Below are 20,120 nucleotides of genomic sequence, written 5' to 3' on the forward strand. Positions count from 1 at the left end.
GCAGAGCAGCGGCGCCGAGCGAGCGAACTCCAGTCCACACTCACACCATCAGGTGACACCAGAACCAGTCAAACACTCACAAACCGCTCTCTCAGTTCTCGAACTGTGCAAGAAGGCCCACCCCCGCGAGATCACCATCACGGCCAGGGCCGAACGCGAGGCCATCACCACCTGACCCCGGGGCGCGACCGGGACCCCCTTCCCGCACACCGGGCCTTGGTGCGCCGCCCCGGGGCGCCCCTCAGTGACACCGATGAACGCCACCTCGGCGCGGCGAGCCGCGCGCGGGGTGGCCGGCGTGGTCCACCGCCGACCACCCCGCGCCCCGGTGCGGTCGCGTTCGCGGCCGGGCGCGCGCACGGTTGCCCCATGGGCATCGTGGTTCTGCTGGACCTGGTCGAGCCACTGGACACCCTCGTCCTGGGGATCGGCGACGACCAGGTCGATGCCATGTCGGTGCGGCGGGTACACGCCGCACCATCGGAGCCGAAGGCCACCGGCGGCCCGAGGGCGCTGACCGCGTGCGGAATGGACACCTCGTCCATGGTGGTCGACCGGTGGAGCCCGCAGCGGCCCGGACAGAACTGGTATCCGCCGCGCTGGGCCGGGTACGTCTGCCTGACCTGCGACGCCGCCGCCCGCGCCTTCTGATCCGGGAGCGCGGCGGGCCGGCTCGGCCTAACGGGTTCCCGGCGGGCGGTCGCCGTGCTGCCCGGTGGTGTCGATGGCGTCGCGCAGGGCGGGCAGGTCGGTGAGGGCGGCCTGCTCGGCGAAGCGGGCCAGAAGCCGGCGCAGGACCCGCTCGTCGCGGTCGCGGACAGCTTCGGCGATGGCCGCCGCCAGCGACACCTGGGTATCGGGGTCGGGGGTGCGCACCTGCCGCGCGGCCTGCTGCCCTTCCACCGCTCGCCTCCCGTTCGTTCATCGTCGTGGCCGCCGGACGCGGCGTCCTCCGTCCTGGCGCGGCTGCGGCGACCGGCCGCCCCGCCCTGCGCGGGGCGAAGACTACCTCCCCGACCGACACCGCAAAATCTATGCCCGTTGGAGTAGACATTGCCGCACACCGTGGTTAGTGTTTCTCTCGTAGACGAGGTCAAGCGGTACCCGCCAGACACGAACTGGCGGGCAGCAGGAAAGAAGTTCGCAGGTCGGCACGGTTGCAGGGCCCTGAAGCCAGGGATGGTGCAGTAAGGCGACAGGACCGGTGGCCGGGCCGGGCGGCCCGCAGGTATCAGGGGCCACCACCCAGCAGTACCGCAGTTCAAAAGACGCGCCGGGCAGGTGGGCGTGAAGAAGGTGACGCAAAAGACGGCGCGGTAGCGGAGTTCCGGAGCCACAGCAGGTGCAGGACGGCGACGGGACTGGCGACCGGGCCGGGCGGCCCGCAGGTATCAGGGGCCACCACCGAGCGGTACCGCAGTTCGGTAAGTGCATTACCAGCAGGTGAAGTTGAGTTGCGCAGTACCGGCAGTCGCAGTACGCGGTATCCCAGTGAAGGCGCCCAAGACTGCGGGCGCGCGTGCTGGGAGTCCGGCAGTGGGGTTCCAAGCCGAGCGGTTGAGCAGGACGGGCGACGGGGCTGGCTGCCGGAACCGGCGGACCACCAGGACCGCCACAGCAGCACCGGGTAGTTGGCACTACCACGCAGTTCGCAGTACCAGCAGCACCGCAGTTCCGAGCAGGTCGCAGTACCCGGTAGTGGAAGTACCCGCAGTTCGCAGTAATCGGTCAGTACAGAGGATGAACGGAGGGGACAGAGCGCCATCAGGATCGCCCGGCCCGTGAGGCATCACCCGGGCGGATTCCGAAGACCCCAAGGCAAGGACGGTGGTTTCCGGTCACGCATACGCGATCCCCGCACGCCCCCTCCCCCGGGGCGAGGCGGACATGAGGAAGTCGGCCACAGGCCGACAGATGGTGTAAAACCCTTCGGGGCCCCGGGAGCCGCAACGGCCCCGGGGCCCCTCAGCGCGTCCCCGGACACAACAACAAGAAGAGGTGCAGTGACCACGGCAACCATCCGACCCCACACCCCCGACGCCGTCAGCTCGTTCGACGATGACGACTACCCCGCCTACACCATGGGCCGCGCCGCCGAGATGACCGGAACCACCCCGGGCTTCCTGCGCTCGCTCGGCGAGCAGGGCCTCATCACCCCCCTGCGCTCCGACGGCGGTCACCGCCGCTACTCCCGTTACCAGCTTCGGATCGCGATGCGCGCCCGCGACCTCGTCGACCAGGGCACCGCCATCGACGCCGCCTGCCGCATCATCATCCTCGAAGACCAACTCGAGGAAGCCTTGCGCATCAACGAGCAGCTCCGCCGCTCCCAACACGGCCAGGAACCCTCCGCCGACACCTGACCCAGCCATCCAGGCCGACGAAACCGGCCCGCGGTGAGCAGCAGGTGCTCACCGCAGGCCGCCCGGGACACGAGCCCCCGGTTCCGGTTCGCCGGCCGACCCTTCTCCACCGGCCCGGCCGCCCGACACCCTGCCTCACGGCGCGGACCACGCAGACCGCTTCCGCGCAGGGGGATTCCAGGTTCGCGTGAGGCCGCACCGGCCCGGCGCATCCGCTGGTAGGGGCGAAGCGCGCTGCGGGCGGATACCGCGATGGCCGGCGCGTCGGCGCCGACGCGCCGGGCCTAGAAGCTGAGCAGGCCGATGGCGTGGCCGTCGTGGTCCACCACCGGCCACACGGCCAGGCCGCGGGAACGCATGGCGGCGGCCGCAGTGGCGGGTCAGGATTCCGGTGTACGACACCCGGTTGGCCTAGGTGTTGATCTTGCTGTGAGGGTGGGCCGGTTGGCTCACGCCCGTCCGGCTGACAGGCGTCCGTCGAATGCGATGTCGAAGGCGTTGAGGGCGCCGAGCCAGCGGTTGCTCCAGCGTTGCCGGCCGCGTCCGGTGGGGTCGAGGGCGAGGGTGGCAAGGTAGAGGCGCTTGAGGGCTGCCTGTTCGTTGGGGAAGTGGCCGCAGGCGCTGGCGGCTCTGCGGTAGCGGGAGTTGAGGCTCTCGATGGCGTTGGTGGTGCAGATGATCTTCCGGATCTCGGTGTCGAATCCGAGGAAGGGGACCATCTCCGGCCAGGCCCTCTCCCACAGTCGCACCACGGCCGGGTAGTTCGCCTCCCAGGCGGCGGCGAATTCGGCGAAGCGGTCCAGTGCGGCGGCCTCGTTCGGCGCGGTGTAGACGGGCTTGAGATCTTTGGCAACGGCCGCCCAGTCCCGCTTGGATGTGTAGCGGAACGAGTTGCGCAACAGGTGAAGCCGTCAAAGAACAACATGGTGGTCTTCGGGGTCGTGGGCGTGTGTCGAGGCCAGGAGATCGGCTGCGGTGGCGTATTGGCGTTCGGCGGGAGAGATGGCCAGGCCGTGGTTGTCGAGAACGGGTAGGACGTCGTTGATCGCGTTCCATAGGGTGCTGCGGCAGACGCCGAACAGTTCGGCGAGGGTGTCGAGGCCGCAGATGCGGCGCCGGTGGAGGATCGTGGCGAGGATGCGGTCGCCGTCAGTGATCTTCTGGCGGAACACACCGCCGCGAGTGCCGGGACGGCGGTCGCCGCCGCGGTGGCGATGCCGGCGCTCCTCGATCGCGGCCGCGTAGGGGACGACCAGCTCTTCGAGCAGGCCGTGCAAGGCTTCGCGGGTCATGCCGGTCAGCACCGGGGCGGTGAGCGCACGGCGACTCGGTTCCACCGGGTGCTGATCCGGGGCGGCCTGAGTGACGAAGGCATGAAGGTCCTGGGCACGGGCGAAGTAACGGACGACAGTCGGCGTGATGGTGATCTTGTGCTCGTCCAGGAGTTGTCGGGTGGCCTTGATGGCCTGGCCGATGGTGACCGGGTTGATGCCGAGCAGGTCGCACAGCACCTTCTGCGGGCAGACCTGTCGCAGGTAGACCACGGTGACCAGGACCTCGTCCGCGTTCGAGAGCAGGGATCGGTTGCGGCCAGTGGTGGCGACGCGCCTGCCGCCGCGAAGGACGTAGCGGCGTTGCTCACGTCGGGCTTCCTGGTCGGGGGCGAGCCGTGCCCGCAGCGCGTCCAGTTCCGTGCCGGTCATGTTGGTCAGACGGGGATCGGCCAGCAGCTGCAGGGTCTGCGTACGGGCGGCTGCACGCTCGTCGGCGCTCTGCGGTGGCTGGGCCGGGTCGTCGCCGACGGCCGGTGCGATGCTGTAGTTCCATCTCCCGTGCCGGTCGTGGGCGGTGATCGGCAGAGCCTGCAATTGTTCACGGCTGACCTGGATGCCGGTCGGGTAGGAGCCGGTGTCGAGCTCGGCCGCGACACGCAGCCCGGCCCGGGTCCGTGTCGCGGCGATGGTGTTGACGACGACCTCGTGGCTGGTCAGCGGCCTGCCGCGCCAGTTCATGGTGATGTGCGAGAACAGCCGGTGCTCGATTTTGTTCCATTTACTTGTCCCCGCAGGAAAGTGGCAGACCGTGATCGTCAGGCCGGATTCGGCGGCGAACGCTGCCAGTTCGGCCTTCCACAGCCGGTAGCGGTAGCTGTTCGAGCCGCCCGCGTCCGCAGTGATCAGCAGCCGCGTCGCCCGTGGGTAGTCGAGAGAGCCCCGTGCCTGCCACCAGCGGCGGATCGAGGCGACCGCGAACGCGGAGGTGTCGTGGTCGACACCGACATTCACCCAGCCGGTGTTCGTGGTCATGTCGTAGATCCCGTAGGGGACTGCCGTCTCCACGTGCGGGCCGGCGAAGAAGCTGTGGTCCTCGACCCGGACCGGATCCCCCTTGGGCCGCCACTCCTGCCCGGCCATGGGCAGCAGGCCCACCTGCTCCTTCTTTTTCGAATCGACGCTGATCACCGGCTCGCCCGCGGCCTGGTGCTCTTTGACCTGCTCGTTGATGTAGTGGAACTGCGCGTCGCGGTCGGGATGTTGCTCGCCTTCCAGGGTCTTGGCGTTGCCCTGCAGGCTGAACCCGTTCTCCTTCAGCAGCCGGCCCACCGTGGGCGCGGTCACCCGGTGTCCTTGCCGGGACAGCTCGGCGGCCAGGTGCCGTAACGACTTCGTCGTCCAGCGCAACGGCGACATCGGATCGCCGCGCTCGTCCGGCTCGACCAGACCCAGCAGCGCGGGCACCAGGGACGGGTCGACGGCTTCGGCCCGCATCCGCCCACCACCGGGGTGCCGAACTCGCCCCTCGGAGAGCGGCTCAGCACCGTCTTCGAGTTCGAATACGCCCCTGCGGACGGTGGTCTCGCTGACCTTGGCAGTCCGCGCGACCAGGCGCACTCCACCATGACCGAGCAGCCGGGCCTCGGTCGCCATCGCCAGGCGCCGCTGACGCTCGTTCAAGTGCGGCAACAGGACCTCGAAGCGCTGAGCGAGCTGCAGGCGGGCCTCCTCGGGTATGCGCATACCACATCAACGACACAATTCCCGGGAAGCAACGTGTTGTTTCCTTACGGCTTCACGGTGGATCACGCACGTCTGCACGGTCGCGCGGGGCCAGGTGTCGGTCACCGCCTCCGGCAGGCCTTTCAACCCGTCGCAGCAGACGATGCACACGTCCTCGACGCCGCGGTTGCGCAGTTCGGACAGCACCGCCATCCAGGTGGTGGCGCCCTCGCCCTCGGCGCCGACCCACAGGCCCAGCACGTCCTTGCGGCCGTCCATGTCGACCCCGACCGCAAGGTAGACGGGCTTCGAGCTCACCGGTCCGGAGCGGATCTTCACCCACAGGGCGTCGATGTAGATGATCGGCCAGACCGCGTCCAGTGGCCGATTCTGCCAGCTCACAAGCTCGTCCACGACCGCGTCAGTGACCTTGCTGATCAGGTCCGGGCTGACCTCGACCCCGTAGATCTGGGCCAGGTGGGAGCGGATGTCCCGCACCGACATACCACGCGCATACAGGGACAGGATGCGGTCGTTGAAGCCCGCCATCCGCCGCGAGTTCTTCGGCACCAGCTGCGGCTCGAAGTCGCCCTTGCGATCCCTGGGCACCGCCAGCGTGACCGCCCCGACGTCCGTCAGCACGGTCTTGGGTGACGTCCCGTTGCGGGAGTTGCCCGACCCGCGGCCCTCGGGATCGTACTTCTCGTAGCCGAGGTGCTGGGTCATCTCGGCTTCCAGGGCCCGTTCCAGCACGGCCCTGGTGATCTCTGTCAGCAACCCGCCCTCACCGAGCAGGGCCGCCCCTGAGGCATCGGCGCGGGCCATCAACCGCCCGACGACCTCGTCGACCAACGCATCCTCGGCCACCGCGGCGACCGGTTCCTTATCCACCATGACTCGTCCGTCCCGCCTGGCCAGAGGACCCGAGGCCGAGCCCCCGGCCAGGCTGTCACATCACGGACTTACACGATCTTTCGGACACGCTCTGCCCCTCTCCAACCTTCTGGACCAAGCTTCGGCTGGGACGCTTCGGTCGGGGTCGACGGGCCTGTTTCACCTATGGGTGGCCAGGGCTTTCACCAGTGGTCGGCCTTTGGGGATGTGACTGGCAAAAGATTTCCCTGATTGCTCCCTGGATGGGGGCGGTGGTGGTTCTCGGCGCCCGGGACGATGTGCCAGGGATGGGTAGCTGATCGTTGTCCTGCGGGATTCGCCGTCAGCCGCAGGCGTCGTGGTAGGGGAGCATGGGGAGATGCTGCTGCCACTGCGGGCGAGTCGGGGTGTTGGTGCTCGTGCAGATCTGTCGGACGGACTGGGCCGCTCCCAGCGCCGACAGCCGCACCGTGTGGTCGTAGCCAGCGGTGGCGAGGGTGCTGCCGTCCGGGGTGAACGCCAGGGAGGTGAGCTCCGCAGCGGCGATGGCCATGGGTTGGCCGATCGCGGTCGGGTGGGCCGGATCTGTGACGCGCCACAGGCGCACGCTGGTTCCGGCGGTGGCGAGGACATGCCCGTCGGGGCTGAAGGCCATTGCTCTGACAGGGCTGGTGTAGCCGCTGAGCGGTTGGCCGAGCAGGGCGGGGCGGGAATGGTCGGAGACGTTCCACAACCGGACCGTACCGTCGGTGACGCCCGTGGAGGTGGTGGTGACAAGGGTCCGGCCGTCCGGGCTGAACGCCAGCGAGATAGAGCCCCCGTTGAGAGGCGGTCCGGATCGGGCCGGACGGTCCGGATCGGTCACGTCCCACAACTGCGTCGTGTCGTTGACGTAGCGGCCGGAGACGGCGAGGGTACGTCCATCGGGGCTGAACGCGATCGTACCGCCCACAGTCACGGCGCCGGTCGGCAGCTGGCCGCGCAGGCGGACCCCGGTCAGGTCCGACACGTCCCACAGCCTCACACTGTTGTCGCCGCCACTGATGCCGGTGGAGGTCGCAGTGGCGAGAATGCGTCCGTCGGGGCTGAACGCCACCGTGCTGACGCCAGCGGAGAAGTTCGTGATCCGGGCGGCCACGGTGGGACGGGCGGGTTCTGCCAGATTCCAGAGGGTCACGCGCTTGTCGCCGTAGACACTGGTGGCGAGAACACGTCCGTCGGTGCTGAGGGCCATCGATGTGATGGTGCTGTCGGAATCCTGGATCCGGCCGAGAGGAGTGGGGCTGGCCGGGTCCGCGGTGTTCCACAACCGTACGGTGAGGTCGGTGGAGGCGGTGGCGAGAAGGCGCCCTCCTGCGCCGAACAGCGTTTCCGTGACGATGTCGGTGTGGCCGGTCAGCAGGGCGGTGGGCAGGTGCCACAGCCGTACGGTGCGGTCCTCGGATGCGGTAGCAACGGTGTGCCCGTCGGGGCCGAACGCCACGGAGTAGATGGCGGCGGTGTGGCCGGCCAGGGGCGGGGCGAGGGACGTGGAACGTGCGGGGTCGGCGGCGTTCCACAGCCCCACGGTGTGGTCCGCGAAGGTGGTGGCGAGGATGTGTCCGTCCGGGCTGAACGCTATGGAGCCAACGCTGGCGGAGCCTGTCAGTGCTCTGCCCACCGCGACCACGTGGGCTGGATCGGCCACGTTCAGCAGGCGCACGCTTCCGTGATCGGAGGCGGCAAGCGTGCGGCCGTCCGGCCCGAACGTCAGCGAGCTGGCACTGGTCCAGATCTTGTCGAGCGGCACAGTACGGGCGGGGTCCGCGACGTTCCACAGGCGTACCCCGTCCTCCACGGAGGAGGTGGCGAGGGTGCGGCTGTCAGGGCTGAACGCCACCGTGTTCACCGCCGAGGTATGCCGGAGGGGCGGACCCAGCGGCGCCGGGTGCGTGGGGTCGGTCACGTCCCACAGCTGCTCGTCCTCGACCTTCCTGCTGCCGGTGGCGAGGATGCGTCCGTCAGGGCTGAACTGCAGCGGGCCCATCGGAGTGCCGGCGAGGGGCTCGCCGAGTCCGTGGGGACGCGCCCGGTCCGTCACGTCCCACAACTGCACCGTGTCGACGGTGTTGACGCCGGCGGTCGCGAGTGTCCGTCCGTCAGGGCTGAACCTGACTTGGCTGACCCCGTTGCGGACCCGGACAGCCTCGCCGAACAGCGTGGGGTGCGCGGGGTTCGCCATGTCCCACAGGCCCAGGACACCCTTGGCTCCGTCGGAGCCCACGGCGGCGAGAGTACGGCCGTCGGGGCTGAACGTCATTGCAAGGACGCTGCCGGGAAAGTCGCTCAGAACGGTGGACAGCGGCTTGTTCGCGTCTTCGAGCAAGCGCGCGTAGTGATCCCCGGTGGGGCTGAGGCGGTACGCCTCGATGTCTACCCTGGCCGCGAGCGAGGGGTCAGTGGCGCGGAGCTGATCCGCTCGGGCCGAGACCTGGCTGACCAGGGCGCTTTGCCGACCTACTTGTGCCAGGTCGCGCTGGTGGAGGGCGAACACCCCGGCCGTAACGGCAGCGAGGACGAGCGCCGAGACGGCGATGCGACCGGTACGGAACTGCCGGGCGTACCGGTCGGCTTCGCGCAGGGTGGCAGCGAACCTCACATCACCGGGACGGGGAGCGGCGCCTAAGACCTCGAGCCGGTTCGCCTCAGGCGCCACCAGGCGAAGGCCCTTGCGGCGCGCGGCGAGCAGCTTGGCGTCCAAACCGGCGACCCTGAGCAAATGACCGTCCGCATCAAGGGCACCGGTGAGCGCGGTGCGCGGGCGCAGTCCGTAGAAGACGTCGCGGAGCCAGCCCACACCCGGCCGGTGCCGGAGCAGGGCCCGGAGTCCGAGCGCGAAGGCCACACCGAGCGAGGGTCCCTCGATCCGGTCCGGAGCCGTGGGTTCGTCGGACAGAACGATCCGCCACACCACGCAGCGGCCTTCGCGTTGTGAACCCGCCAGACGCCAAGCGTCGCCCAGCGCTGCGGCGAACTGGCCGTTCGGGCTGCGCACCCCGTCCATCGTTCGAGGGTCGGGATACAGTCCCGCCGGTCCCGGAGGGAACTCGCGCAGTTCCAGAACGCCGGTGACGCCCTCGGCGGACGGGGCCTCTCCACTCCGTCCGGATGAGCGACTGAAGACCACCGGGACGCGGACCACAGCGCGCTTGCGCGGTGCGATGCCCGCCATCATGAGCGCGGCGATCACCAGAAGTCCCTCGGCAGCGGACGACGGCCCGCCCGGAGTCGCAGCATTGCGCAGCTGCTGGCTCCGTTGCAGGAGGCCGTCGATTCCGCCGGCGAGACGGGGTGAGAGTCCGGCGAGTTCCTTGCCGGACGGCCGTGCGGGTCCGGGATCGACCTCGGAGCACAGCAGCCCGCCGCCCTCCCATGCCCTGAGCAGTTGCAGGAGTGCAACGTCGTGCTCCTCGGCGCCGCCTTTGGCCGCGACGAGCGCCCTGGCCAGGAGGAGGGGGTGATCGGCTCGCATCACAGCAGCGTGCTCTTGGTCCGATGCGGTCGCCCCGAGCCAGGCGTGCAGTTCTTCGCAGCCACGACCGGCGAGCCATACCGGATCGTCCCGAACCCCCTCGCTGCAGCAGTTCCACCACAACGCCGACTCGCCGAGCAGCTCCCGGACTGCGGCCTGCGGGCCGGATGCCCGCTCCAGCACACCCTCGACCGTACTCCGAGCCGTGGAGCCGACACGGGCCCCCCGCCAGCACCCGCTGGTTCGGCGCGTCGCCACAGCGTCCGAGGGGGCTGGATCCCGGGTACTCGCGCGCTGCCCCGGTCCCCCTGCCCCGGTCACCGCAGCTCCTGGTCGATGACGCGACGAAGACCAACATCCGTGATCAGCGCCCGTACCTGGCGCCAGGTATCACGGGTCGCATCATTGAGCGCTGCGCCGACCGACAGTGCGACCGTCGCGCCGTCCCACGTACTGTCCGGACCCACCGGAGCCGTCACGGAGGCCCTCCATCCCTCCCCGCCGAAGCCCGGGAGCCGGACGTACGAGGCGGCAGGTCCGAAACGCCCCCGAGCCACGGGTACGAGCAACACCTGCTCAGGACCGACCAGGCTCGAGTACTCGACCACCGTCATCAGTGGCACGGTGCCCTCAACTCCGTGCACGACGAGTTCCAGGCTGTACCCAGGGGGGAAGTTCCCATGGCTGCGCACGAGGAACCGGGCGGTGCCATCCGGGGAGGCTGCCTCCAACAGCAGGGTGTCTCCTCCCGCAGCGGCCAGGCCGCCGGCCTGCGGAAGCTGCGGGAGAGAAAACCAACCCGGAGCAATCGGCCGGGAGCGTGACCGATCGCGCGCAGCCTTAGAATCCGGATTCCGGTTTCCAGCCGGTTCCCCCGGGGAGACAGACCCGGCGACGAGCGGTCCGGCGGGCAGGTCCGCTCCGATGAACGAGGCCCAGAGCCGCTGCCGCAGCGTATACCCCTCGCGGGCGCGGGCCCCTGCCAGGGGACGGTGGGCGACCGTGCCGCCGGTGAACGAGCGCCAGGAGCGCCGGGCGACCGAGTCTGCGGCCATCACGACGCCTCCCTCGGAACGGGAGGCGCCCCTCCGTGGTCCGCTGGGGCCGGAGGCGCGTCCGGCACCGCTTCGCCAGGCCTGCGGACAGCTTGGGTCGGCGTGGTCGCCCGACCGATCTGGGCCAATAGTGCAGGGGCGGAGGCTCCCACAGTCACCGCCGCGTAGATGCCGGTGACCTCGGTATGGAGCAGCCACCCGGCCGCGCCTCCCAGCGCCACGCGCACGAGTGCGGCGAGCGAGTCTGCCAGTGGATCGACGAACCTACCGAGCGGCGGGAGCGGGTCCTCGGTCGCTCGTGCCGCATGTCGTGCCTCTTGCCAGCTGCGCAGACGTCCGTAGGTGATGACCGCTTCGGCGATCAGTCCACCGCCCGCCCCAGCAACCACGGCCTCGATCCACGTCAGCATCAATCCGCCCCCAGCCGACCTTTTGTCGCCGCTCCTGACAGAGAGTCAGCGTACGCCTTCGGCGCGCTGACTCCGAGAGGGCAACTGACGGCGCGCGCCTCGGCAATCGGCACGCACCTACCCGGTGTTGCCCGCAAGCCCGGGGCTGGCCGGCGACAGCGCTGATTCCAAGGCCGACCGGGCAAGTCGCCAAGCTGGCCAACTGCCAGTGCAAATGGCCACCCTGCGGCGCAAGTGGTACCGGCGCCGCACTTGCCGTTCGCCCGGGGCAAACGCGATCTACCACGCAAAGCTCCTGAGCCCAAGGAGAGCTGGTCACCGCGCTGGCGGCCTGGGCCTGCGTCGGCGGCACACCCGTCGGGCGCCCAACGGTGCACGCTGATGCGGCAAGATCCGAAAGCCCCAATGCGCGCGTTCCCAGGACCATGGTGAGCCGCGGCGGGTCCTGGCTTCGCCGACTCACTGGTCCCCGACTGGTCCCCAGCAAGATCACGAACCGGCCGCCCAGTACCGTGGACCATCTGTCGGACCATCAACAAAAAGGCCGCCGACCTGGGATTTCTCCCGGCCAACGGCCTTCCGACATCACTGTCGGGACGACAGGATTTGAACCTGCGACCCCTTGACCCCCAGTCAAGTGCGCTACCAAGCTGCGCCACGTCCCGTGGTCTCGGCGCCTTGCAGCGGGGCCTGGGGGGCTCTGCTGTGGGGCTTCTCGACCTTGTCTCCGGTGTCCCGGCGACGTGGAAAACAATACAGCACGTCGGGGGGTGCTCGCTGCCAGGTTTGCGGGTGGCGGGGGGTGGGGTGGGTCGTGGGGTCAGGGGGTGGGGTGGCGGGCGTCGTAGGCGAGGAAGGCGGGGCGGCGGGCGGCGAGGAGGAGGACGGCTGCGACGCAGGCGAGGCCGCCGCTGATGACGGAGGTGGCGGGGCTGGTGAGGGAGGCCACGGCGCCGGACTCGAAGTCGCCGAGTCGGGGGCCCCCGGCGACGATGACGATGAAGATGCCCTGGAGGCGGCCGCGCATCTCGTCGGGGGCGGCGACCTGCATCATCGTGTTGCGGAAGATCATGCTGACGGTGTCGGCGCAGCCGGCGACGGCGAGCAGGAGGAGGCCGAGCCAGAGGTTGCGGACCAGGCCGAAGGCCGCGATGGCGAGGCCCCAGGCGACGACGGAGACGAGGATGGCGACGCCCTGGCGGTTGACCCGGCCGACCCAGCCGGAGAAGAGGGCGCCGATCAGGGCGCCGACCGCAGGTGCGGAGACGAGGAGGCCGACGGTGCGGGCGTCGCCGCCGTAGAAGGTGACCGCGATGGCGGGGAAGAGGGCGCGCGGCATGCCGAAGACCATCGCGGCCAGGTCGGCGAGGAAGCTGGTGCGCATGTTGGGCTGTTCGCGCAGGAAGCGCAGGCCGTCGAGGACGGAGGCCCGGCCCTTGCGGTCGCCGAGCGGGAGCATGGCGGGCAGGCGCCACATCGCGTAGATGGTCGCCGCGAAGGCGACGGTGTCGACCAGGTAGGCCGCCTGGGCGCCGTAGGCGCCGATGAGGACGCCGCCGAGCATGGGGCCGACGGTGAGGCCGAGGTTCATGCTGACGGTGTTCAGGGCGTTCGCGGCGGGGAGCTGGTGGCTCGGGACGAGACGCGGGATCATCGCCGAACGGGCGGGCGAGCTGAGCGCGAAGAAGCCGGCCTGGACGGCGACGGCGGCGTACAGGACGGCGACCTGGCCGAGGCCGGCCAGCGACTGGGCGGCCAGGAGGGCGGAGACGGCGGCGAGGCCGGCCGAGCCGATGAGCCCGAGGCGGCGGCGGTCGACGCTGTCGGCGATCGCGCCGCCGTAGAGGCCGAAGGCGATCAGCGGGAAGAGGGAGAAGAGGCCGACCAGACCGGTGGCGAAGCTGGAGCCGGTCAGATCGTAGACCTGGACGGCGACGGCGACGGCCGTCATCTGCTGGCCGATCGACGAGACCGCCTGACCGAACCAGACCCGCCGGTAGTCGGCGTTCTCGCGGAGCGGGCTGAGGTCGGCGAAGGCCCGCCGGTACCAGGGAGCGGGTGGGGCGGGGCTGGCAGAGACCGACGCAGGAGGCACCGGCGAGGGAGGCGCCGACGCAGGAGGGATCGGAGGAGCGGCCGAGGGCGAATTGGCAGGATGATTGGTCGACACAGCCACCCATGTTCGACCCGTCCGCCGACGCCCCGCCCACCGGGGTACCCACCAGTCGGCTCCCGGCCCGCGCGGGCACCCCGCCCAGCGGAAAACTCCGGGGAAACCCGCTGGAAAGCGCCGGAAGCCCACCGCCGCCCACCGGGCCGGTGGGCGGCGCGAATCCACGGAAGCGGACCTACGGAAGCTGACCCGCGGACGCGGACCCGCGGACTACCGCGTCAGGACGTGCTTCTCCCCCGCCTCGACCGCGAAGTCCAGGCGGTTGCCGGGCGGCGGGAAGGGGCAGATGAAGTGGTCGGCGAAGGCGCACGGCGGCAGGTAGGCCCGGTTGAGGTCGAGCACCGTGCGGCCGTCGGCATCGGGGGCGGGGAGGGTGATGAAGCGGAAGCGGTAGGTGTCCGTGCCGCTGGTCGCGTCCGCGATGACACCGCTGAGCCCGCCGCCGGAACCACTCACCGTCAGGGTGCGGTGCTCCCCCGCGACGGTGAACGCGATCTGGCCGACGACAGCCAGCGGCCGCTCCTTGCCGTCCGCGTTGGGGACGAGGACGGCCTGCCCACCGTCGCCCTCGAACGGCGTGAAGACCGCCGGGACGGCCCACTCCGGGGAGTAGGGGTACGCGGAGATCCCTGCGAAGGACACCCGGCGCGGGGCGGCCGGGTCGAAGACGCGCAGGGCCAGCTCGCCCTCGCGCTCGATCGGCACGAGCCGCAGCTCGCCCAGGGAGGCGGTGTCGCCGGCCGGGTCGGTGTCCGGACGGAGCAGCGCCTCACCGTCGACGGGAGCCGACGCTCCCGCGACCGTGATGCCGTCACCCGCCTCGGCCCGCACCCGGACGCCCTCGGCATCGGCCCACCAGCGGCCGGGCAGGCCGGGTATCCCGGCGGGCTCGGGCTCCAGCCAGTGCGTGCCGGTCAGCGCCAGCTGCCCGTGCGGCGCGCTCACCGACGCCGCTCGGCTGTCGCTCCAGTGCTTCCATTCCTCCGCGGCTGTCGCCGTCATCGAAACGCCCTCCCACTCCGGTCCGTGACCCGCCCGGGCCATCCCTTGTCCGTCACCAGCATCAAGTCCGTCAACAGCATCAACGCCGACACCCGGGGTGGATCATTCCCGCATCCGGAACCCCGTGGAGCCGGACCGGCCGACGCCGGGCAGCCCCCACGGCCACCACCCCGGCCCGACCGGCCTTCGACCGGCCCGGACAGCCCCCCGACCGACCCTGCGGTGTCAGCCCTTCAGCGGCCGGAACAGCCCCTCCTGCACCACCGACACCACCAGCTGCCCGCGGCGGTCGAAGATCTGCCCGCGCGCCAGACCGCGGGCGCCGCGGGCTATCGGGGACTCCTGCTGGTAGAGCAGCCAGTCGTCCGTCCGGAACGGCTGGTGGAACCACATCGCGTGGTCGAGCGAGGCCATGTCGAAGTGCCGCGTGCCCCAGAGCGGCTCGACGGGGGCCCGGACCGCGTCCAGCAGCGTCATGTCGCTCGCGTAGGTGAGGGCGCAGACGTGGATCAGCGGGTCGTCGGGCAGGGAGCCGTTGGTCCGCAGCCAGACCCCGCTGCGGGCCTCGACACCGGCCAGCTCCTCCTTCGTCCAGCGCAGCCGGTCGACGTACCGGATGTCGAAGGGCTGCCGGCGGCTGATGAACGGGGGCAGCTCGCCGAGCCGCGAGCCGACCTCGTCCAGCGCGCTGGGCAGGCTCTCGGGGGCCGGCACGGCGGGCATCGGGTACTGGTGCTCGATGCCGCCCTGCTCGGGGAGGTGGAAGTCGGCGGTGAGGGCGAAGATCGAACGGCCGCCCTGGATGGCGAGCACCCGGCGGGTGGTGAAGGAGCGGCCGTCGCGCAGCCGGTCGACCTGGTAGACGATCGGCACGCCGGGCACACCGGGGCGCAGGAAGTAGGCGTGCAGGGAGTGGACGGGGCGGTCGCCGTCCACCGTGCGCCCCGCCGCGACCAGCGCCTGGCCGGCCACCTGGCCACCGAACGTGCGCTGGAGCGCCTCCTCGGGGCTGCGCCCGCGGAAGATGTTCAGTTCGATCTGCTCAAGGTCCAGCAGTTCGACGAGTTCGTCGACGGGGGTACCCATGCGTGCGTTCCTCTCCGGACACCCGGCCCGGACGGAGATCTTCCGTCCGGCTGCCGGCGCCCGTTCTATCGAATTCTCCAGCCCAGTCGAATTCTCCGGAGGGCCCGGGAATTCCCGCACACCGGAGCGCCCTCGACGGATTCACTCGAACGAGGTTCGAGCACTCGAGCACTCAAGCACTCGAGACTCAAGGATTCGGGGTCGGGCTCCGGAGCCCCGGACGGCTCCAGCTAGTCGAACAGACCGGACTGACGGATGGTGATGTTGAGCCGCCCGGTGAGACCGAGCGCCGGATCCGCCGTGCCCGGCAGCGTGCGGACCACGCCGTGGTAGGCGTAGCGGGCCGGACCGCCGAAGACCAGCAGGTCGCCGCTGTGCAGTTCCAGGTCGGTCCACGGGCGGGTGCGGGTCCGGGTGTTGCCGAGCCGGAAGACACAGGTGTCACCGAGTGACAGCGAGACGACCGGCGCGTCGGCCCGCTCGTCGCGGTCCTGGTGGAGACCCATCTTCGCGCCGTGCGGGTAGTGGTTGACGATGGCGATGTCCGGTTCGTACGCCCCGGCACCCGCGATACCCGCGACGCCCGAAACGTGCTCGCCCTCCCCGCCGTACGCGTCGGCGACCGCCCGGTGCGCGAGGTGGCCGAGTTCGGGTGGGAACGCCTTGACGGGCGTACCGTCGGCGGCGGTGCGGCGATACCCATAGGGGTACCAGTGCCAGCCCAGGCTCACCATCCGCACGGACATCACGCCGCCGGTCGGCATCCGGACGGTGTGCATCCCGGCCGGCGGGCGGGCCCACTCCCGGCAGGCGGCGACCAGCCGGAGCTGGGCGTCGGCGTCGAGCCATCCGGGGAGGAGCACGGCGCCGGGCGCGGGCTCGGACCGCCCTCGCGCGGAAGGCTCGCCGGAGGCCGCTCCTGAAGCACCACCGGAAGCACCGCCGGAAGCACCGCCGGAAGCCGCACCGAACAGCTCGCCGGAGAGCTCGCCGGAGAGCTCGCCGAAGAGTTCACCCTGGGACACACCACCATCCTCGCGCACCGGTGAAACCGGGGCACCTGCCCCTCCCCGGTACGGGACGCGACCCGGAACCCGGCCCCGGACACGGCCGGGAACGCCGACCGCCGCTCCCCCGCACAGCGGAGAAGCGGCCGTCGGAACAACGCGGACCGAGGACGGCGCCTACGGAACCACGACGCGCGCCGGAGATCAGACGGTGAGGGTCTGGCCCGGGAGGATGAGGTCGGGGTTGCTGCCGATGACCTTGGCGTTGTCGTTGTACAGGGTGTGCCAGTCGACGCCCTTGGCGGCGGCGATCGAGCTCAGGGTGTCGCCCGCCTTGACGGTGTAGGTGCCACCGGTGACCGGCTTGGCGTTGTTCGAGGCCCGGCCCTTGCCCGCCTGGGCGGACTTCGCGGCGTTGTCGGACTTCCACGACTGGGCGGAGTCGGCGGCCTTCGGCGCGGCGGCGGCCTTGGGAGCCTCGGTGGCCTTGGGAGCGGCGGCCCTGGGAGCCTCGGTGGCCTTCGGGGCCTGCGCGGGCTTCGGCGCCGGGGTGGTGGCCGGGGCGGCCGGCTTCGCGGCGGTCGAGCCGGCCGAGGTGTCGACGGCGGCCGGGGCGCCGCCCTTGGTCAGGCCGGCCTTGACGGAGCAGACGGGCCAGGCGCCCGGACCCTGCGAGGCGAGGACCTTCTCCGCGACCGAGATCTGCTGCGCCTTGGTGGCCAGGTGGGCCTGCGAGGCGTACGCGGTGCCACCGAAGGCGGCCCAGGTGCTGGAGGTGAACTGCAGACCGCCGTAGAAGCCGTTGCCGGTGTTGATGGCCCAGTTGCCACCGCTCTCGCACTGGGCGACCTTGTCCCAGGTGGAGACGGACGCGGCGGAGGCCGAGGTGGCCGTGACGAGGCCGGCCACCGGCAGGGCCGCGACAGCGGCGCCCGCCACCACGGCCATCCGAACACGGTTGCGCTTGGTGACGGTGGAGGGGGTGGCAGCGGCGGTCTCGTTACGGAAGGTCATGAGGTTCCTCTCGACAGCCCCGGGCGGGCATGCGGAACCAGACCCTCGAAGGGGCCGATTTCGCTCACCGCGTCCGCCGGGCGGCCGGGCACGTGTCGGACGTGCCGCGCCGCCCCTGGCCACCCGCCACACACCGGGGACCTGTTCGAGCGGTCACATCGGCGGGCACTGCCGACGCCGGGCTGAGCCGGCGGGCTGTGCGTCGGGGGTGAACCCGGGTGGTGCTCGTTGCACCGCCAAAGAAGCTACGAGCCGGTAGTCACGGAAACCAAACACTCAACGGTCTGCCCAGCTCAGCCATGGGTTACCTGCGGTAACGACCATGCAATGGTGACCCAAATGTCCGATTTGGCCGCTGTTTCCTAGATCAAACATCGCCAGGACGTGTCTCACCCCACATTTCCATTCCGGCACTCCCACCATCGACATCGACACATTGCGAGCAGGCGACCACGCGGCGCGGTCGAATCCCGGGCAATTCCCGTCACCCTCACCGGCCACCCGTGACCCCTGACACAGGGGTCCGTTGGTAATGGCGGCCGGAGGCACCCCTTCGTCCACCCCCAGGCCGGCCCCACCGGCACCCCTCACTCCGCCCAGTCCCACCCCGCCCCACCGCACACCCCACCGCACACCCCACACCCCACACCCGCCCACGACGTACCCGACAGCCCGACAGCCCGACAGCCCGACAGCCCACAGAGGAGTCCCAGTGCCGCGCATGCTCAACGTCAGCGACGAGGTCCGATCCGAGATCGGCGACGACGAGGCCGACCGCCTACTCGGCGGCGCCCACGCCCCCGACAGCTACGAGTGCACCTCCTGCCGCACCCCCGGCGACTCGTTCCAGGAGCCCACCAGCACCGTGCTGTTCGTGGGCGAGGAGACGGCGGTGCTCGCCTTCGCCCACGCCCGCTGCATCCCCTCGCAGGTGGTGCCGGTCTCCGAGGAGCAGTTGGTCGGCGCGGTGCGCAGCATCAGCCAGGCCCAGGCCGACGCACCCGCGGCGGCCCCGGCGGCCCCCTCCGCCTCGATTCCGGCCCCCGCCGCACCCGCCCCGGCCCCCACCACGCCCAGCGCGGCGGGCCAGGCCGCCGTCCTGGGCATCACCTGCGGGCTGATCCTGCACGGCGACGCCGGCCACGCCTCGTTGGTGGTCGAGCCGACCGGGCCGGTCGGCCGGCCGGGCAACACCTCGGGCACGGACGAGTTCCTGGACCTCCTCCAGGACGCGGGCTTCCAGCTCGTCACCGATCTCGACAAGACACCGGACCAACTGCCCGGCTGGTCCGTGCTGGTGGCGATGGGCAAGCTGCACGCGATTCTCCAGCCCGCTGCCGCCGGCGGCAGCACCGGCTGGTGGCAGGCGCACCAGCCGCTCCAGGTCACCGACGCATGGCGGTTCGCGGCGAACCAGCTCGCCGAGGTGACGATGTACGCCGTTCCCGCGGGCATGGTCGGCCGTCAGCCCCGCGAGGACCTGCTCCGCCAGGCGCTCGAACGCGCCGTGGCGCTGGGCCAGGTGGTCGCCGCCTCGCTCCCGCTCGCCGGCACCTGAGCCGTCCCCTTCGCCGCCCCGCATGCCGAGGTGCCGCGCGCCGACGGCGCGAACGCCGCGGCACCCCGCGTCTCCGCACCGCCCCAGGCGCCCTGACCGCGCTCCCGGGGCGGTGCAACCCCGCATCCCCTGCCGCTCTCACTCGTTGGCCCCTACGTGTACAGCTACGACGTCCCCGCATCCCACCGCCGGTCCCCCAGTGCTCCCCGCGCGATCCCGGGCATGCGCCCGTCGTACGACGCGGAGCACCCGCACTCGGCGACACCGATCTACGACGAGCTGTACTCCGAGTACCGGCGTCTGTTCCGGGCGCTGCCGGGCGACCGCTCCGGCGAGGAGAACCTGAAGTTCGCCGGCTTCGCGGTCCGGGACGGCTACCCGGTACTCGCCGACCCTCGCCCGTACCCGCCGCAGCACCAGGCGTTCCACACCTACGCCGGGCAGGCCGCCGGCATTCCCCAGTTCATGCCGAGCCAGCAGAACGGCTCCGGGGCGGCCGGCCACACCCACCACGGCGGCCAGGGCGACCCGGTCGGCGGGCACGGTTCCCTCGGCGCCTCCGGAGACCCCACCGGCGACAGCGGCGGCCACACCGCCCCGGCCGGCCATCCCAACCACGCCAACCAGGGCGGTCGCGCCGATCACAACAACCGGCACACCCCGAACGGCCACCAGGACGCATCCCCCGCCCAGCCCGCCTCCCACTTCACCAACGGCCAGGGCTGGGTGGCCGCCGGCTACCTCGGGCCGGTCCCGCACCCGATGCCCGCGCCGCCGCCGGCGCCCGCACCGGCCCTCGGTCCCGGCACCGACAACGGCACCACCACTCCCGGAGAGAACACCGCCCCCCAGACCACCACCCGCCAGAGCACCGGCGGACGGCACCGCAACCTGCTCTCCCTCCCCCCGGGCCGCGGCAGCGACCAGCACTGACCCCCGCCCTCCCCCCACCCCCGCACGCACAAGGGCCCCGCACCGCTTGGGTTCAAGGGGTCGTCGCAACACCACTTGGTTTTAGGTGGTGAGTAGATCACGTAGACGCTCGGCTGGGGTATTCCAGCCGAGCGTCTTG

13 protein-coding genes, 1 tRNA gene and 2 pseudogenes are annotated in these 20,120 nt (G+C 71.0%); 4 read left to right on the top strand and 12 right to left on the bottom strand.

Annotation, left to right across the window (positions count from 1 at the left end; all coding sequences use genetic code 11):
• The first annotated feature begins 369 nt into the window (after positions 1–369).
• Positions 370–651, top strand: a complete 282-nt coding sequence (locus AB0P06_RS35215) for a hypothetical protein (protein ID WP_363614794.1) — start codon at positions 370–372, stop codon at positions 649–651.
• Between the two features lie 27 nt (positions 652–678).
• Here the strand turns inward: AB0P06_RS35215 and AB0P06_RS35220 are convergent, their stop codons facing one another.
• Positions 679–903 carry a hypothetical protein gene (locus AB0P06_RS35220; protein ID WP_354642932.1) on the bottom strand — a complete coding sequence of 75 codons (225 nt, stop codon included), beginning with the start codon at positions 901–903 and terminating at the stop codon, positions 679–681.
• A gap of 1,178 nt (positions 904–2,081) precedes the next feature.
• Between AB0P06_RS35220 and AB0P06_RS35225 the strand changes: the two genes are divergently transcribed.
• Positions 2,082–2,363: a MerR family transcriptional regulator gene (locus AB0P06_RS35225; RefSeq protein WP_209415364.1), complete on the top strand. Its 282-nt coding sequence runs from the start codon at positions 2,082–2,084 to the stop codon at positions 2,361–2,363.
• A gap of 449 nt (positions 2,364–2,812) precedes the next feature.
• On the opposite strand, the pseudogene AB0P06_RS35230 reads toward AB0P06_RS35225, so the two are convergent.
• From AB0P06_RS35230 to AB0P06_RS35280, 11 genes and pseudogenes are all read right to left on the bottom strand, one after another.
• Positions 2,813–3,271 (bottom strand): annotated as a pseudogene (locus AB0P06_RS35230) (transposase); the annotation flags it as partial.
• A gap of 3 nt (positions 3,272–3,274) precedes the next feature.
• On the bottom strand, positions 3,275–5,380 hold the full coding sequence (locus AB0P06_RS35235) for an ISAzo13 family transposase (RefSeq protein ID WP_363614796.1): 2,106 nt from the start codon (positions 5,378–5,380) through the stop codon (positions 3,275–3,277).
• Positions 5,381–5,422: 42 nt separating this feature from the next.
• Positions 5,423–6,253, bottom strand: a pseudogene (locus tag AB0P06_RS35240) (IS256 family transposase); the annotation flags it as partial.
• 322 nt (positions 6,254–6,575) lie between these two features.
• On the bottom strand, positions 6,576–9,926 hold the full coding sequence (locus AB0P06_RS35245; protein ID WP_363614798.1) for a hypothetical protein: 3,351 nt from the start codon (positions 9,924–9,926) through the stop codon (positions 6,576–6,578).
• Positions 9,927–10,060: 134 nt separating this feature from the next.
• On the bottom strand, positions 10,061–10,222 hold the full coding sequence (locus tag AB0P06_RS35250; protein WP_158707026.1) for a hypothetical protein: 162 nt from the start codon (positions 10,220–10,222) through the stop codon (positions 10,061–10,063).
• A gap of 1,577 nt (positions 10,223–11,799) precedes the next feature.
• Positions 11,800–11,873, bottom strand: a tRNA-Pro gene (locus tag AB0P06_RS35255).
• 155 nt (positions 11,874–12,028) lie between these two features.
• Positions 12,029–13,303 carry an MFS transporter gene (locus AB0P06_RS35260; protein WP_363614801.1) on the bottom strand — a complete coding sequence of 425 codons (1,275 nt, stop codon included), beginning with the start codon at positions 13,301–13,303 and terminating at the stop codon, positions 12,029–12,031.
• 288 nt (positions 13,304–13,591) lie between these two features.
• Entirely contained in the window at positions 13,592–14,383 is a 792-nt protein-coding gene (locus AB0P06_RS35265; RefSeq protein WP_363614803.1) for a DUF1684 domain-containing protein, read from the bottom strand.
• Positions 14,384–14,608: 225 nt separating this feature from the next.
• On the bottom strand, positions 14,609–15,469 hold the full coding sequence (locus tag AB0P06_RS35270; RefSeq protein WP_363614805.1) for an acyl-CoA thioesterase II: 861 nt from the start codon (positions 15,467–15,469) through the stop codon (positions 14,609–14,611).
• A gap of 230 nt (positions 15,470–15,699) precedes the next feature.
• The gene (locus AB0P06_RS35275) at positions 15,700–16,332 is read right to left on the bottom strand and encodes an alpha-ketoglutarate-dependent dioxygenase AlkB (protein WP_363614811.1); all 633 of its coding nucleotides are present in this window, start codon (positions 16,330–16,332) and stop codon (positions 15,700–15,702) included.
• Positions 16,333–16,680: 348 nt separating this feature from the next.
• On the bottom strand, positions 16,681–17,490 hold the full coding sequence (locus tag AB0P06_RS35280) for a transglycosylase family protein (RefSeq protein ID WP_363614807.1): 810 nt from the start codon (positions 17,488–17,490) through the stop codon (positions 16,681–16,683).
• Between the two features lie 712 nt (positions 17,491–18,202).
• On the opposite strand from AB0P06_RS35280, the gene AB0P06_RS35285 reads away from it, so the two are divergent.
• Both AB0P06_RS35285 and AB0P06_RS35290 read left to right on the top strand, forming a co-directional pair.
• Positions 18,203–19,048 (top strand): hypothetical protein, encoded by an 846-nt coding sequence (locus AB0P06_RS35285; protein ID WP_363614809.1) that lies wholly within the window; start codon positions 18,203–18,205, stop codon positions 19,046–19,048.
• A 222-nt stretch (positions 19,049–19,270) separates the two neighbouring features.
• The gene (locus AB0P06_RS35290) at positions 19,271–19,981 is read left to right on the top strand and encodes a hypothetical protein (protein WP_363614813.1); all 711 of its coding nucleotides are present in this window, start codon (positions 19,271–19,273) and stop codon (positions 19,979–19,981) included.
• The last annotated feature ends 139 nt before the right edge of the window (positions 19,982–20,120 follow it).

Source organism: Kitasatospora sp. NPDC088351, assembly GCF_040685575.1.
Lineage (GTDB): Bacteria > Actinomycetota > Actinomycetes > Streptomycetales > Streptomycetaceae > Kitasatospora.